Here is a 14,154-nt window from a genome sequence, read left to right on the forward strand (position 1 = left end):
GTTTTATGCTGGGTTCGCTGGCCGATTTCACCGAGGCCGACCGGATCGACCCGGCCGAGATGCCGCGTCTGGAACGTTGGGTGCTCAGCCGCCTCGCCGAATTGGACGAGCAGGTCCGCAAGGGCTATGCCGCGTTCGACTTCCAGGGCGTGTTCAGCGCGGTGTTCAACTTTGCCACGGTCGACCTGTCGGCCTTCTATTTCGACGTGCGCAAGGATGCGCTGTATTGCGATGGGGACACCCCGCGCCGCAGGGCCGCGCGCACGGTGCTGGATATCCTGTTCCACCGTCTGACCACCTGGCTGGCACCGATCCTGCCGTTTACGATGGAAGAGGTCTGGCTGGAGCGGTTCCCGGGCGAGGACAGCTCGGTGCATCTGGTCGACTTCCCCGACACGCCTGCCGATTGGCGCGACCCCGCGCTTGAGGAGAACATGGCCAAGATCCGCCGTGTACGTCGTGCGGTGACCGCCGCGCTGGAAGTGCAGCGCCGCGACAAGGTCATCGGCTCCAGCCTCGAAGCCGCGCCGGTCGTGCATGTCGAGGATGCCGAAACCCGTGACCTGCTGGCCACTTTCGACGTGGATGACCTGTGCATCACCTCGGGCCTGACTGTCACCGCCGACCCGGCCCCGGCCGAGGCCTTCCGCCTGCCCGAGGTCGAAGGCGTCGGCGTCGTGTTCGAAAAGGCCGAAGGGGCCAAGTGCCAGCGTTGCTGGAAGATCCTGCCGGATGTGGGGCGCCACGCGCATCCCGGTGTCTGCGGTCGCTGCGACACCGCCCTGAGCTGAACGTAAACCCCGAAAGCCCCCCGCCATAGCGCGGGGGCTTTTTTTGCGACTTGCGGGCGGCGTGCTGATCTGAAACCCTGCAGCCATGCCGATGATTGCGGTTCAAACCCAGTTCGGATGCCTCGGGATCGAGGAAGAAGGCGGCGCCATCACTCGGCTGGTCTGGGGCGGCCAAACGGAGGGCGATACGACTCCGCTGCTTGCCGAAGCCGCCTCGCAGGTGATGGCCTACGCCGAAGGCAGCCTGCGCCGCTTCGACCTGCCGCTGCACGTCAACGGATCAAAGTTTCAGCGTGCGGTCTGCGCGGTGATGTCTGCAATTCCCTTCGGTGACACCCGCACCTATGGCGACATTGCGCGCGAACTGGGGCACCCCGCACAGGCCGTGGGACAAGCCTGCGGAGCCAATCCGATTCCGGTGATCATTCCCTGCCACCGGGTGTTGGCTGCGAACGGGCTGGGCGGGTTTTCCGGCCAGGGCGGAATCGAGAGCAAGGTGGCCTTGTTGCGCCACGAAGGCGCCGCGAGCCTGCTGATCTGATCACCGGAATCCAGTTGCAATCCACCGCAAAGCGTCCCAACCTGAGATGGAATTCGACAGCGAAGGACCGCATTGCATGACCGCTCAGACAGACCCGGCTGCCCGCAAGAAAGCCATCATCGACCGCCTGATGGCCCTGGAAGCCCAGGAGCTTGAAGTCGCGCAGGCCCATCACGAGGCCTTTTTGAAAGAGTCGCAGCTGGACGATCGCGAGGTGCATGACAAGGACGACATCGCCGCCTCGCGCGAGAGCGCCGATCTGGCGGCGGCTTTCGACGGGCCGGTGCATGCACATCATGCCAAGATCGACGTGATCGAAAACACCGATTTCGGTCCGAAACAGACGGTCGAGCCGGGCGCGGTGGTCAAGCTGAATGACCGGCATTTCGTCGTCTGCGTCTCGACCACGCGATTCGACGTTGACGGGGACACATATATGGGGATTTCACCCCAAAGCCCGATTTACCTGGCGATGGCCGGTTTGCAGAAGGGCGACGTGTTCACCCACAACGGAACCGAATTCGAGATCCAGGAAATCCTGTGAGCTTCGGCCTCGCCCTGCGCGGCGGGGTCATCCGGTCCTTTGCGGGATCAGTTGCTGGGCAATACCAGCAAACACCAGATACAGGCTGGTGACGACAAGGCCCCAATGCGCCCAGCTTTGCGGGTGGAAATCGACCCAGGCGGCCCATCCGGCGAAAAACGTCCAGGCGAAGGCCATGGGCAGGGAAAGGTTGCGCCAGCGTTCCGTACGCACGGGGTGGATGAATTTCAGCGGCAGGAACATTGCCACGGCCAGCAGCGCCACAAGGATCAGGCTGAACCAGAAATCGGGTTTCAGCGCGAAGATCACCACCACGACCATGTTCCAGCAACCCGGGAAGCCGGAAAAGGAATTGTCCTTGGTTTTCATCCGCGTGTCGGCGAAATACATCGCGCTAGCGAAGGTGATGACGATAATTGCGAACCAGCCGGTCCAACCGTCCATCAGGCCGGATTTGAACAGCGCATAGGCCGGAATGAACACGTAGGTCAGATAATCGATGATCAGGTCCAGCAGCACTCCGTCGAACTCGGGCGCGTTTTTCTTGACGTGGTAGTGCCGCGCCAGGGGCCCGTCGATTCCGTCGACAATGAAAGACACCACCAGCCAAAGGAACATCAGGCTCCATTTTTCCTCGACCGCTGCCAGCATGGCCAGCATGGCAAAAACGGCACCAGTCGCGGTGAACAAATGGACGGCTAAGGCTTTGAATCTGAGTGTCATGGCCCGTGTCATGTACGATGCGCGCCCGAGATGCAAAGCAAAATCCCACCCCTAAGGGTCTATGCAGGCGGTCGTGGCGATTCCGTTGCGTTCAGGCCTTGGGGTGGGTGCGGTTGTAGACCTCCATCAGCCGCGCGGTATCGACGGCGGTATAAGCCTGCGTTGTGGACAGAGACGCGTGTCCCAGCAGTTCCTGAATGGCTCGGAGGTCGCCACCGGCCGACAGAAGGTGCGTGGCAAAGCTGTGGCGCATGGCATGGGGCGTGGCCGTTGCCGGCAGGCCCAACTGCATGCGCGCCTTTGCCATGACGCCTTGGATCGCCCGTGGGTTCAGCGCCTTGCCACGCACACCGCGGAACAGTGGGGCGGTTGCACTTTGCGGGTGCGGGCACAACTCCAGGTACCGGTCCACCGCCTGCCGTGCGGCGGGAATGACCGGAACGATTCGCTCCTTGTCGCCCTTGCCGACGATTCTGAGCGTCTCGGGCAGGGGCGCGTCAGCGCCGGTCAGCGAGAGGGCCTCGGAAATGCGCAGTCCGCAGCCATAGAGCAGGGTCACCACGGCCACGTCGCGGGCCGCAACCCAATCCGAACTGGATTGCAACTCGACCGCCTCGATCACGGCGCGGGCGGCGTCTTCGGCTAGGGGGCGCGGCAGCTTTTTGGTGAATTTCGGCGCGCGGGTGGACAGGACGGCGGTGGGCTCGAACCCCTCGCGCTCGGCCAGCCAGCGGTAGAAGCTTTTGACGGCCGACAGCTTGCGCGCCAGAGATCGGGCGCCGACGCCGGAGTCGCGCTGTTGCGCCATCCAGGCCCGCATGTCCGACACGCTGATCCGTTCCAGCGCGGCCAACCCCTGACGTTCGCTGTGATGCAGGGTCATGAAGGCCAGGAAATCGGTGACATCCCGACGATAGGCGTTGGTGGTGTTTTCCGACCGGCCCGCAAGCGCCGAGAGACTCTCCAGCCACACTTGTAGCGCATCGCGGCAGGCCGGAGAGATCAGGCTCATGACAGCCAGTGGCGCATCGACCGTTCGAACACGCCGGCGAAAAACGCCAGCAGATCGGTGCCCAACTGCGGAGAGAAATGCCGCGGGTCGCGCGCGCCCATTACGATCATGCCCGGCAGGCGGCCCGTGCCCAGGTCCAGCAGCATGCAGGCTTCGGATTGAAGTTCGCCGGCCTGATCACCGTGCACCAATCGGTTGGGTTGGTGAATCTCGCGCAGCACGACGTCGCGGGCCGGGCCGCCGCGGTCGTGGCTCAGGTAGCGGTCGATGAAGCCGGGTTCGGCCACCGTTAGAATACCGTCCAGCCTGGCGATTCCCGGATCGTGTTGCGCGGCCGTAGTTTCCAGAACAAGAGTGATCCGGTCGACCCGCAGGATGTCGGCGACGTCGGTGCCCAGTGTGCGCAGGAAATCCTCGAACTCCGCCGGTTCGAGAAGACGCAGGATGGCGCGGTGCACCTGGTTGGTGCCGGCCAGGTTCTCGTAGGCGGCGGCGATGACCGAGCGGTGCGTGTCCTCCAGACGATCCAGCCGCGCCTCGAGCCGCTGCATGGCGATTCCGCGCAGGTCGATGATGTTGTCTCCGCGGGCGCGTTCGTTCGCGGCGACCAGCGCCTGCATCAGGTCCTTGTCGTCCAGCACCGCATCCGGTTTTGCCAGAATCGCTGCGCGGAGGTTGTCCTCGAGTTTGGGGTTGCTGCTCATATCCTGTCCGGTCTTTTTTTGTTGGGTGCATTATAGCACGGGTGCCCGGAAATACCTTGGGAAAAATGCACGTTTAGGTGGATTAGGTGCCGAGTGTGGGGGCTTGGCTCCCGCCTGCACGGGCCTGATCGCTGATCAGGCCCGTGCAGTTGGGCCAGGCGCGGCCCCTGGCGGGGGCCGCGCGGTGGTGCTTGGGATTAGCGGGTTACAGGATTTTCTGGCCGGTCTTGGCCCAATCCGACAGGAAGGCCTCGAGCCCCTTGTCGGTCAGCGGGTGGTCAGCCAGCTTCTTGATCACGGCGGGCGGGGCGGTGATCACGTCGGCGCCGATGCGGGCGCTGTCGGCCACATGGTTCACGCTGCGGATCGAGGCGGCTAGGATTTCGGTTTCGAACCCGTAATTGTCATAGACCTGACGGATGTCGGCGATCAGGTCCATGCCGTCGAGGTTGATGTCGTCCAGACGTCCGATGAAGGGCGAAATGAAGGTCGCGCCCGCCTTGGCCGCCAGAATCGCTTGGTTGACCGAGAAGCACAGGGTGACGTTAACCATCTGGCCCTCGTCGCTGAGCGTCTTGCAGGTTTTCAAACCGGCCCAGGTCAGCGGCACCTTGACGGCGATGTTCGGTGCGATCTGCGCCAGCTTGCGGCCTTCGGCGATCATGTCATCGACCTCGGTGGCGACGACTTCGGCGGAAACCGGGCCATCGACCAGGTCGCAGATTTCCTTGGTCACTTCCAGAATGTCGCGACCCGATTTCAGGATCAGCGAGGGGTTGGTGGTGACACCGTCCACCATGCCCAGGTCGTTCAACTCGGCGATGGCGTCGATTTCGGCTGTGTCTACGAAGAATTTCATCGGGGCAGTCCTTTGATGGGTTGGCCTTGCTCGCGGATGCCTTTACCTCAAAGAGACCCGTGCTGAAACCCCTGCTGAAGAAAGGCGCGCATTGAGCGACCCGGTGCAATTCGACCAAGGTGAGCTGGTGGCGGTTCTGACGACCCAGCCGCTGGACCGGACGTTGGATTACAAGGCGCCCGAGGGGGGGTGTTTCCTAGGCGCCTTCGTCGAGGTGCCGCTGGGTCCGCGCAAGGTGTTGGGCGTGGTCTGGGGGGCCGGGCGCGGTGATTTCGATCGCAGCAAGATCCGCTCGGTCATCCGGGTGCTGGACGTGGCGCCCATGCGCCAAGAGATGCGCCTGTTCCTGCAGCGTGCGGCAGACTACACGCTGACGCCGATGCCGGCCATGCTGCGGCTGGCCACCCGCGCGCCCGGACTGGGCGACCCGCTGTCGATGCGCAAGGTCTATCGGCTGGGCAGCGGCACACCCGACCGCATGACCGACGCCCGCGCCCGGGTGCTGGAGGTGCTGCGTGATTATGGCGGGCTGGCCTTTACTCTGAAAGAACTGGCCGAGATGGCCGGGGTCACTTCGTCGGTCGTCAAAGGGTTGGTCAAGCAGGGCGCAGTGCGTGAGGAGGACAGCCCCCGCGACCTGCCTTATCCGACGCTGGATCCGGACCGGCCCGGCAAAGCTCTGACCCCCGACCAGACCGCTGCCGCCGACACGTTGCGGGCGGCACTGCGCAGCGGAACTTATGGCACCACGCTGCTGAAGGGCGTGACCGGGTCGGGCAAGACCGAGGTCTACCTTGAAGCGGTGGCCGAAGCGCTGCGCATGGGCCGGCAGGCGCTGGTGCTGCTGCCAGAAATCGCGCTGACCGCCGAGTTTCTGACGCGGGTCGAGGAGCGGTTCGGCGCGCGCCCGGCCGAATGGCATTCCGGTGCCACGATGACTGAACGCCGCCGTGTCTGGCGCATGGTCGGGCAGGGCGATGCGCAGATGGTGGTGGGCGCGCGGTCGGCGCTGTTTCTGCCGTTCCGCGATCTGGGCCTGATCGTGGTGGATGAGGAACACGACACCTCTTACAAGCAGGAAGACGGGGTGCATTACAATGCGCGCGACATGGCGGTTCTGCGGGCGGCGATCTGCGGGTCGCGCGTGATCTTGGCCAGCGCGACACCGTCGCTGGAAAGCTGGGCCAATGCCGAGGCCGGCAAGTATGACCGACTGGACCTGACCTCGCGCTTTGGGGCGGCGGTGCTGCCGGACATGAAGACCATCGACATGCGCGCCGAGAAGATGCAGCCGGGCACCTGGATTTCCCCCAGCCTGCGCCAGGCGGTGCAGGCGCGCATCGAGAAGCGCGAACAGTCGCTGCTGTTCATAAACCGCCGGGGATATGCGCCGGTGACGTTGTGCCGGGCCTGCGGCGAACAGATCGCCTGCGACCACTGCGATGCGCGCATGGTCGAGCACCGGTTCCTCAAACGTCTGATGTGCCACCAGTGCGGCGAGACCAAGCCCATGCCCGAGGCCTGCCCCGCCTGCGGGGTCGAGGGCAAGCTGGCCCCGGTCGGCCCCGGCATCGAACGTCTGGCCGAAGAGGCCGAGGCGACCTTTCCCGACGCCCGCATCGCCATGCTCAGTTCCGACCTGTTCGGCTCGGCCCGGGCGCTGAAGGCCAAGATCGAAGAGATCGCCGAGGGCGACGCCGATATCGTCATCGGTACGCAGCTGGTGGCCAAGGGGCACAATTTCCCGAACCTGACGCTGGTCGGGGTGATCGACTCGGATCTGGGCCTGCACGGGTCCGACCTGCGCGCAGCCGAGCGGACCTTTCAACTGATGCGGCAGGTGGCCGGCCGGGCCGGGCGGGCCGACAAGCCGGGGACGGCGCTGCTGCAGACCTTTCAGCCCGAACACCCGGTGATCCGCGCGATCCTGTCAGGGGACGAGGAAGGATTCTGGCGGGCCGAGGCCGCCGGGCGTCAGGCGGCCGGGGTGCCGCCCTATGGCCGGATGGCGGGAATCGTGCTGTCCGGCCCCGAGGTCGGGCCCGTCTTTGATATCGGCAACATATTGGCGCGCAATGACGCGCCGCTGCGGCAGATCGGGGCACAAGTCTTTGGGCCAGCCCCGGCGCCGATTGCCCGTATCCGCGGGCGGCACCGGGTGCGGCTGCTGATCAAGGCGCCCAAGGGGGCGCCGATCCAGGACGCCATCGCCCGCTGGATCGCACCGGTGCGCCTGAAGGGCGACATCCGCCTGACCGTCGATATCGACCCGCAGAGCTTCTACTGACCCTGCATCAGCGCAGACCCGATGTGCACGGGGGATTTCCTCTCGCCAGCCGGGCGGATTGGGCGTAGAGAACTCTCATGCTGAAACCGATGCCCCTGTCCCAGGCCCAGAGCCTGCCGTTCTGGCGCCGCCCCGTCACTTTGCTGTTCGTGATGGCGCTGACCATGCCAATTGCGTTCAATGCATGGAGCGCACTGCTGAACAACTTCGTGATCGAAGTCGCGGATTTCGACGGGGCAGACATCGGCCTGCTGCACACAGTACGCGAAATCCCGGGCTTTCTGGCCGTTGGCGTGATCGCGGTGATCCTTTTCGTGCGCGAACAGGTGCTGGCCATGATTTCGCTGATGCTGCTGGGCGTGGCCACGGCGGTGACGGCCTGGTTTCCCAGCCTCGCCGGGCTGCTGTTTGTGACCCTGTTCAGCTCGATCGGGTTTCACTACTACGAAACGGTCAATCAATCGCTTCAGCTGCAATGGCTGCCCAAGGACCGCGCCCCGCAGGTGCTGGGGTGGCTGGTGGCGATGGGATCGGCCGCGACGCTTGTGGTCTATGGGCTGATCGTGCTGACCTGGGATCGGTTCGATCTGTCCTACAACACGGTCTTTATGGCGGCTGGTGGTTTGACCGCGGTGCTGGCGCTGTTCTGCCTGATCGCCTATCCGCAATTCGATGCGCCGACACCGCAGACCAAGAAAATCGTGCTGCGCCGCCGCTACTGGCTGTATTATGCGCTGCAGTTCATGGCGGGCGCGCGGCGGCAGATCTTCGTCGTGTTCGCGGGGTTCATGATGGTCGAACGCTTCGGCTTCGAAGTGCATCACCTGACCAGCCTGTACCTCATCAACCTGATCATCAACATGGCCGCAGCCCCCTTGCTGGGCAAGGCCGTCTCGGTGTTTGGCGAGCGGCGCACGCTGATCTTCGAATATCTGGGCCTTGCTATCGTATTTGCGGCCTATGGCGGCATCTACTGGTTTGGATGGGGCGTGCTGCTGGCGGCCATTCTCTACGTCATCGACCACGTGCTGTTCGCGCTGGCTTTGGCGCTCAAGACCTATTTCCAAAAAATCGCCGATCCGGCCGATATTGCACCCACCGCGGCGGTGGCCTTTACCATCAACCACATCGCGGCGGTGTTTCTGCCGGCGCTGCTGGGGCTGTTGTGGGTCGTGTCGCCGGGGGCGGTGTTCGGCCTGGCGGCGGGCATGGCGCTGATCTCTCTGGCGCTGTCGCTGCTGATCCCGCGCCATCCCGAGCCGGGGAACGAGACCGTCTTTTCGAAATACGCCCCCGCACCGGCCGAATGACACCCGGGACGCTTGACCTCGACGGCTGACGGCCCTAGGCGCAAAGGCGGTTTCTGCAGGAGGTTCCCATGCCTACATTCACCGCCTTGACTACCCTGAAAGGCAAAGCCGCGGCCGAAAGCCTCGGCGAAGCGATGGAGCGTCTGGATCCCGAACCCACCGGCGTGGGCGTTTTTGAGGTCGAGGACGGCTCGGGCCTCTGGGAGGTCGGCGGCTATTTCACCGAAACCCCGGACGAGGCTGCACTGGTCCTGCTGGCGGCGGCCTTCGAAGCCAAGCCGTTCGTGGTGTCGGAACTGCCGGAAACCGACTGGGTCGCCCATGTCCGGCGCGAGCTGGCCCCGGTCGAGGCCGGGCGGTTTTTCGTCTATGGCAGCCACGATGCCGACAAGCTGCCCGAGGGACGCATCCCGCTGCTGATCGAGGCGGCGATGGCCTTTGGTACGGGGCACCACGGAACCACGCTGGGGTGTCTTAGGGCGCTTGATAAGCTGATTGAACAAGGGTTCAAGGCCAGCAAGGTCGCTGATATCGGCTGCGGTACGGCGGTTTTGGCGATGGCGGCGGCGCGGGTCTGGTCGGGCGAGATTCTGGCCAGCGACATCGACGAGGTTGCCGTAGAAGTGGCCGAGGCCAACTTGAAGGCCAACGGCATGGCCGGGGCCGTCCGTTGTGTCGAGGCCGCAGGATTTGACCATCCCGACCTCCAAGCGGCGGCGCCTTACGATCTGATTTTTGCCAACATTCTGAAGGGTCCGCTGGTGGCCCTTGCGCCGGAAATCGCGCAGAATCTGCGCGGAGGCGGACATGCGATCCTGTCGGGAATCCTCAACGAGCAGGCCGACGAAGTGGAATCGGTTTATACACGAAACGGGTTCAATACGATGGATCGATCAATGATTGGTGAATGGACGACGCTAGTCTTAACCAAACAGGGCGCAAATTAGACCATTTGCAGGAGTTTTGTGGATTTTTGCCACGGTTTTGACGCATTCTCCTTCTACCGTCATCCAATGAATTTGGGGGGCGGTTTTTGGAGGCTGCCATGACAGGAAAACAACTTGAATTCGATCAGCGCGTTCATCGGCTGACAAAGAAACACAACAAGATGAGCCGCGGCTATCGCGCGACCATGCGCAAAGATGGTTTGGTCGTCATGAAACCCCAACGGGTGCGCTCGGCCGTTCCGCTGAAGGTTCTTGTCATGTGTCTGGTCGGGGTGTTTGCATTCAAGGCTTTCCTGTTGTCCAGCCTGGGACCGTCCGGGTACCAAACCCGGCTCGACGTGCTGAACGGCGGGACAGCGATCGAACAGGCCGGTGCATGGGTCATGCAGATCGATCCGGTGACACAATTCATGTCCGATCAATTCAAGGCGATCATCTACAAGCTGTCTTGAACGCAAACACCGCGCACCTTCCGGTCCGCGGTGTTCGTTTTTTGCCCCCGCCTCCGAACCGATGGCTGGAGTGAGCAAGTGAGTGGTGGTGGCTGTCGTTCAGCGGCGGCCTTCGGCGACTGCGTCGATGTCGCCCCGGCACAGGCCGATGTCTTCCAATTCACGATCGCTCAGGCCGTTCAGCGCCTTGCGGGTGATGCGGGCATCATTCCATTCGATAACGGCGTTCACGATCGAGGCCAGAAAAGCGCCGATACGGCCTGCAAAGCCGATCGAGCCAATTGCGGCGCGGGTGGGTTCCAGTGCAGCCATATCCTGCTTCCTTCTGGTTGGTGCTTCATTCCAAATGCTGCGCGGCAGCTAATGACGAAGGTGCGCCCGAGCAAGGCACAAAATTGCATGTGTCCCATGCAGATTTTGCAAGGGTCCCGATACCTGAAAAAGCCATGAAAAAAAGGTGAAAAATGACCCCCGAGCCATGTCGATTTCAGACCTTTCGGCGTCGGATTCAGGCCGCAGTGTCGCAGGTGGAGCATAGGTGTCGTTTTTGGGTGTGGTGTCAATTCGCTTGGAAAATGTTCACGCTTCGTGCTAATCGATGAAAAAGATCACGAAAACCCGAGCAGGCCGAGGCACAACATGCGAATTCTGGGCATCGATCCGGGGCTGCGCACCCTGGGATGGGGCGTCATCGAATCACATGGCAGCCGGCTGAGCCACGTTGCCAACGGCCTGTGCAAATCCGACGGGGATGATCTGGGCGAGCGGCTTTTGTCGCTGCACAACCAGATCGTCGAGGTGATCGCCGAGCATCAACCCGACCAGGCAGCGATCGAACAGACCTTCGTCAACAAGGACGGCGCCGGGACGCTGAAGCTGGGTCAGGCGCGCGGAGTGGCGTTGCTGACCTTGGCGCAGGCCGGGTTGCCGGTGGGCGAATATGCGCCCAACCGGGTCAAGAAAACCGTGGTGGGCGTAGGGCACGCCGAGAAGGAGCAGATTCTGCACATGGTCAAACTTCAGTTGCCGGGATGCCAGCCCAAGGGGGCCGATGCGGCGGACGCGCTGGCGATCGCGATCTGCCATGCGTTCTACGGGGCGACGCCGCAGGCCCGCATCAAACAGGTGGTCTCATGATCGGCAAGCTGACAGGACGCATCGACTACCGCGCGGCGGATCACCTTCTGATCGACGTGCGCGGGGTCGGCTACATCGTCTATTGCTCGGACCGCACCATGGCGGCCCTGCCCGGGGTGGGCGAGGCGGTCTCGCTGTACACCGATCTGGTGGTGCGCGAGGACCTGATGCAGCTTTACGGCTTTCTGTCACTGGTCGAGAAAGAATGGCACCGGCTGCTCTGCTCGGTTCAGGGAGTGGGGGCCAAGGTGTCGCTGGCCATTCTGGGGGCGCTGGGGCCGGACGGGGTCAGCCGGGCCATCGCGCTAGGCGATTGGGGCGCGGTAAAGGCGGCCAAGGGTGTCGGGCCTAAGACCGCGCAGCGCATCGTGCTGGACCTGAAAGACAAGGCGCCCGGCGTCATGGCGATGGGCGGCACGGTGACCGAGGCAATGGACGGCCCCGTGGCCGAGGTGGTTGAACCCGCAGACCCGGCGCCGGCCCCCGTGCGGTCCCCGAAACCCGGCGCGGGTGCGGCGTCGGCGGGTGCTTTGTCGGCGCTGTCGAACCTGGGGTATGGCCCGTCCGAGGCCGCCTCTGCCGTGGCTGAGGCCGCCGCCAACCTGCCCGATGCCGGTGAGGCCGAATTGATCCGCGCGGCGTTGAAACTGCTGGCTCCGAAAGGCTGAATGAATGGTTGATGCCGACCCGACCCTGCGCCCGCAGCCTCTGCCCGAGGACAACGACCGCGCCTTGCGCCCGCAGGGGCTGGACGAATTCATCGGCCAGGCCGAGGCGCGGGCCAATCTGCGCATCTTCATCCAGTCGGCCCGCCAGCGGAACGAGGCGATGGACCACACGCTGTTCCACGGCCCTCCGGGCTTGGGCAAGACGACGCTGGCGCAGATCATGGCGCGCGAACTTGGGGTGAACTTCCGCATGACCTCGGGGCCGGTTCTGGCCAAGGCCGGGGATCTTGCGGCGATCCTGACCAATCTCGAAGAGCGCGACGTGCTGTTCATCGACGAGATTCACCGCCTGAATCCGGCGGTGGAAGAGGTGTTGTACCCGGCGATGGAGGATTTCGAGCTGGATCTGGTGATCGGCGAGGGCCCCGCGGCCCGCACCGTGCGGATCGAGCTGCAGCCCTTTACCCTGGTCGGGGCGACCACGCGGATGGGCCTGCTGACCACCCCGCTGCGCGACCGGTTCGGTATTCCCACCCGGCTGCAATTCTACACCGTGGACGAGCTGCACGAGATCGTCACCCGCAACGCCCGCAAGCTGGGCGCGCCGGCCGATGACGACGGAGCCCGCGAGATCGCGCGCCGGTCGCGGGGCACCCCCCGTATCGCCGGACGGCTGCTGCGGCGGGTCGTGGATTTCGCCATTGTCGAAGGCGACGGTCGCATCACACGCGAGCTGGCCGATGGCGCGCTGACGCGGCTGGGCGTCGACAATCTGGGTCTGGACGGGGCCGACCGCCGCTATCTGAAACTGATCGCCGAGAATTATGGCGGTGGCCCGGTGGGGATCGAGACCTTGTCGGCCGCCCTTTCGGAAAGCCGCGACTCGCTGGAAGAAGTGATCGAGCCCTATCTTTTGCAACAGGGCTTGATCCAGCGCACGCCGCGCGGCCGGATGCTGGCACAGAAGGCCTGGACGCATCTGGGCATGGCCGCGCCTAAGGGGCAGAGCGACCTGTTTGGTTGAAGCCGCCGGCCTCAGACTTTAAGGCTGGGGCGAGAGAATTTTCAAAAGACGAAGGGCAGGGCGTGACACCCGAAGAGATCCAGGCGCTGTTTACCCGATCCGATGGCGCGTTCCTGTTTGCGCGCTGGGGCCGTCCGATCGTGCCTGTCGTGTTCGGGGTCGAGGATGAAACCCTGGCCACGGTCAAAGGCGCGTTCGAGGCGGTGGTTGCGCTGGCCGATCACAAGATGGCGGAGACCGACCCCGAACTGGGCGCGAACTGCATGGTGTTCTTCTTTCGCGAGTGGAGCGAGTTGCCCGAGGTTCCAGACCTGGATCGTCTGATACCCGATCTTGTCCCGCTGGTTGCGCGGCTGGAGGGCGCCGGGGCGAACCAGTACCGGATTTTCCGCTTCGACGAAGACGGTGCGATCCGAGCGGCTTTCGTCTTTCTACGGATGGATCGCGAGTTGTCGAAGGTGCCGGCTGAAACCCTGGCCCTGTCGCAGGTCGTTCAGACCATTTTGCTGTGGTCCGACACGGCGTTCCGCGACCGCTCGCCCCTGGCCGTAGCGGGCGAGACGACGATCCTTCGGCCCGACATTGCCGGGCTGATCCGCGCCGCCTATGATCCGGTTCTGCCGGCGGTGGCGCAGGACCCTTCGCACGCGCTGCGCCTGTTCGCCCGGATGGAGCGTCCGCAATGAAACACGTCTTTCCCATTCGCGTCTATTACGAGGACACCGACATGGGAGGCGTCGTCTATCACGCCAACTACCTGCGCTATATCGAGCGCGCCCGGTCGGATTGGGTCCGGAATCTGGGCAATGACCAGAACGCAATGCGTGAGGCGGGTGTCGTCTGGGTCGTGCGGCGCGTCGAGGCCGACTATCTTGCCTCGGCCAGGTTCGACGACGAGTTGATCGTCGAGACCGAGGTCGTCGCGATCTCGGGCGTGCGTCTGACCATGGCACAGCTGATCCGTCGGGGTGACACCGAGATCTTCCGCGCCACCGTCACCGCCGTTTGCATCAACAAGGACGGCAAGCCGATCCGGTTGCCGGCAGAGATTCGCGCATTGATGTAACAATTTGCTCAGGCCCGGCGGTTCTGATGGCATTTTGCACGCAACTGCGCTAGCGTTCGGTAAAACAAGGCCAAACAACGGCCGTCAGG

General features: G+C 63.8%; 17 protein-coding genes. 12 read left to right on the top strand and 5 right to left on the bottom strand.

Going from position 1 to position 14,154, the window contains the following annotated elements; all coding sequences use genetic code 11:
* The 3 genes from AC2FM3_RS10245 to AC2FM3_RS10255 form a co-directional block, all read left to right on the top strand.
* Positions 1-791 (top strand): class I tRNA ligase family protein (locus AC2FM3_RS10245; protein ID WP_496681327.1); only part of this gene is annotated, 791 nt, incomplete at its 5' end.
* Positions 792-876: 85 nt separating this feature from the next.
* Entirely contained in the window at positions 877-1,332 is a 456-nt protein-coding gene (locus AC2FM3_RS10250) for a methylated-DNA--[protein]-cysteine S-methyltransferase (RefSeq protein WP_496681329.1), read from the top strand.
* A gap of 76 nt (positions 1,333-1,408) precedes the next feature.
* Entirely contained in the window at positions 1,409-1,876 is a 468-nt protein-coding gene (locus AC2FM3_RS10255) for a hypothetical protein (RefSeq protein WP_496681332.1), read from the top strand.
* 27 nt (positions 1,877-1,903) lie between these two features.
* On the opposite strand, the gene AC2FM3_RS10260 is transcribed toward AC2FM3_RS10255, so the two are convergent.
* The 4 genes from AC2FM3_RS10260 to fsa form a co-directional block, all read right to left on the bottom strand.
* Positions 1,904-2,599, bottom strand: a complete 696-nt coding sequence (locus tag AC2FM3_RS10260) for a CDP-alcohol phosphatidyltransferase family protein (RefSeq protein WP_149775773.1) — start codon at positions 2,597-2,599, stop codon at positions 1,904-1,906.
* A gap of 91 nt (positions 2,600-2,690) precedes the next feature.
* Positions 2,691-3,611, bottom strand: a complete 921-nt coding sequence (locus AC2FM3_RS10265) for a tyrosine recombinase XerC (protein ID WP_496681335.1) — start codon at positions 3,609-3,611, stop codon at positions 2,691-2,693.
* A complete protein-coding gene (locus AC2FM3_RS10270; RefSeq protein ID WP_496681337.1) occupies positions 3,608-4,315 on the bottom strand; it encodes a DUF484 family protein in 708 nt (235 codons plus the stop codon). The genes AC2FM3_RS10265 and AC2FM3_RS10270 overlap by 4 nt, the downstream gene beginning before the upstream one ends.
* Before the next feature lie 205 nt (positions 4,316-4,520).
* A complete protein-coding gene (gene fsa, locus AC2FM3_RS10275) occupies positions 4,521-5,174 on the bottom strand; it encodes a fructose-6-phosphate aldolase (protein ID WP_496681339.1) in 654 nt (217 codons plus the stop codon).
* Between the two features lie 91 nt (positions 5,175-5,265).
* On the opposite strand from fsa, the gene AC2FM3_RS10280 reads away from it, so the two are divergent.
* The 4 genes from AC2FM3_RS10280 (at position 5,266) to AC2FM3_RS10295 (ending at position 10,170) form a co-directional block, all read left to right on the top strand.
* Complete coding sequence (locus AC2FM3_RS10280) at positions 5,266-7,461, top strand: primosomal protein N' (protein WP_496681340.1); 2,196 nt, start codon at positions 5,266-5,268, stop codon at positions 7,459-7,461.
* A 77-nt stretch (positions 7,462-7,538) separates the two neighbouring features.
* Positions 7,539-8,771 carry an MFS transporter gene (locus tag AC2FM3_RS10285; protein WP_496681342.1) on the top strand — a complete coding sequence of 411 codons (1,233 nt, stop codon included), beginning with the start codon at positions 7,539-7,541 and terminating at the stop codon, positions 8,769-8,771.
* 68 nt (positions 8,772-8,839) lie between these two features.
* Entirely contained in the window at positions 8,840-9,718 is an 879-nt protein-coding gene (locus AC2FM3_RS10290; protein WP_496681343.1) for a 50S ribosomal protein L11 methyltransferase, read from the top strand.
* 98 nt (positions 9,719-9,816) lie between these two features.
* Entirely contained in the window at positions 9,817-10,170 is a 354-nt protein-coding gene (locus tag AC2FM3_RS10295) for a hypothetical protein (protein WP_490362348.1), read from the top strand.
* Between the two features lie 99 nt (positions 10,171-10,269).
* On the opposite strand, the gene AC2FM3_RS10300 is transcribed toward AC2FM3_RS10295, so the two are convergent.
* On the bottom strand, positions 10,270-10,482 hold the full coding sequence (locus AC2FM3_RS10300; RefSeq protein WP_496681344.1) for a DUF1127 domain-containing protein: 213 nt from the start codon (positions 10,480-10,482) through the stop codon (positions 10,270-10,272).
* Between the two features lie 327 nt (positions 10,483-10,809).
* Here AC2FM3_RS10300 and ruvC point away from each other — a divergent pair, with 327 nt between their 5' ends.
* From ruvC to ybgC, 5 genes are all read left to right on the top strand, one after another.
* Positions 10,810-11,307 carry a crossover junction endodeoxyribonuclease RuvC gene (gene ruvC, locus AC2FM3_RS10305; protein WP_496681345.1) on the top strand — a complete coding sequence of 166 codons (498 nt, stop codon included), beginning with the start codon at positions 10,810-10,812 and terminating at the stop codon, positions 11,305-11,307.
* Complete coding sequence (gene ruvA / locus AC2FM3_RS10310; RefSeq protein WP_496681347.1) at positions 11,304-11,975, top strand: Holliday junction branch migration protein RuvA; 672 nt, start codon at positions 11,304-11,306, stop codon at positions 11,973-11,975. The genes ruvC and ruvA overlap by 4 nt, the downstream gene beginning before the upstream one ends.
* A gap of 4 nt (positions 11,976-11,979) precedes the next feature.
* Positions 11,980-12,999: a Holliday junction branch migration DNA helicase RuvB gene (gene ruvB / locus AC2FM3_RS10315; protein WP_149775762.1), complete on the top strand. Its 1,020-nt coding sequence runs from the start codon at positions 11,980-11,982 to the stop codon at positions 12,997-12,999.
* A gap of 62 nt (positions 13,000-13,061) precedes the next feature.
* Positions 13,062-13,685 carry a hypothetical protein gene (locus tag AC2FM3_RS10320; RefSeq protein WP_496681350.1) on the top strand — a complete coding sequence of 208 codons (624 nt, stop codon included), beginning with the start codon at positions 13,062-13,064 and terminating at the stop codon, positions 13,683-13,685.
* On the top strand, positions 13,682-14,065 hold the full coding sequence (ybgC, locus tag AC2FM3_RS10325; protein WP_496681352.1) for a tol-pal system-associated acyl-CoA thioesterase: 384 nt from the start codon (positions 13,682-13,684) through the stop codon (positions 14,063-14,065). The genes AC2FM3_RS10320 and ybgC overlap by 4 nt, the downstream gene beginning before the upstream one ends.
* Positions 14,066-14,154: the final 89 nt, after the last annotated feature.

The organism is Ruegeria sp. BHSB172 (assembly GCF_059613165.1).

Bases quoted from the DNA above. Each gene is read 5' to 3' on its own strand.
- AC2FM3_RS10265 (WP_496681335.1), bottom strand. From the start codon at position 3,611: ATGAGCCTGATCTCTCCGGCCTGCCGCGATGCGCTACAAGTGTGGCTG.
- AC2FM3_RS10300 (WP_496681344.1), bottom strand. From the start codon at position 10,482: ATGGCTGCACTGGAACCCACCCGCGCCGCAATTGGCTCGATCGGCTTT.
- AC2FM3_RS10285 (WP_496681342.1), top strand. From the start codon at position 7,539: ATGCTGAAACCGATGCCCCTGTCCCAGGCCCAGAGCCTGCCGTTCTGG.
- ybgC (WP_496681352.1), top strand. From the start codon at position 13,682: ATGAAACACGTCTTTCCCATTCGCGTCTATTACGAGGACACCGACATG.
- AC2FM3_RS10270 (WP_496681337.1), bottom strand. From the start codon at position 4,315: ATGAGCAGCAACCCCAAACTCGAGGACAACCTCCGCGCAGCGATTCTG.
- ruvB (WP_149775762.1), top strand. From the start codon at position 11,980: ATGGTTGATGCCGACCCGACCCTGCGCCCGCAGCCTCTGCCCGAGGAC.
- fsa (WP_496681339.1), bottom strand. From the start codon at position 5,174: ATGAAATTCTTCGTAGACACAGCCGAAATCGACGCCATCGCCGAGTTG.
- AC2FM3_RS10290 (WP_496681343.1), top strand. From the start codon at position 8,840: ATGCCTACATTCACCGCCTTGACTACCCTGAAAGGCAAAGCCGCGGCC.
- ruvC (WP_496681345.1), top strand. From the start codon at position 10,810: ATGCGAATTCTGGGCATCGATCCGGGGCTGCGCACCCTGGGATGGGGC.
- AC2FM3_RS10295 (WP_490362348.1), top strand. From the start codon at position 9,817: ATGACAGGAAAACAACTTGAATTCGATCAGCGCGTTCATCGGCTGACA.
- AC2FM3_RS10255 (WP_496681332.1), top strand. From the start codon at position 1,409: ATGACCGCTCAGACAGACCCGGCTGCCCGCAAGAAAGCCATCATCGAC.
- AC2FM3_RS10260 (WP_149775773.1), bottom strand. From the start codon at position 2,599: ATGACACTCAGATTCAAAGCCTTAGCCGTCCATTTGTTCACCGCGACT.
- AC2FM3_RS10250 (WP_496681329.1), top strand. From the start codon at position 877: ATGCCGATGATTGCGGTTCAAACCCAGTTCGGATGCCTCGGGATCGAG.
- ruvA (WP_496681347.1), top strand. From the start codon at position 11,304: ATGATCGGCAAGCTGACAGGACGCATCGACTACCGCGCGGCGGATCAC.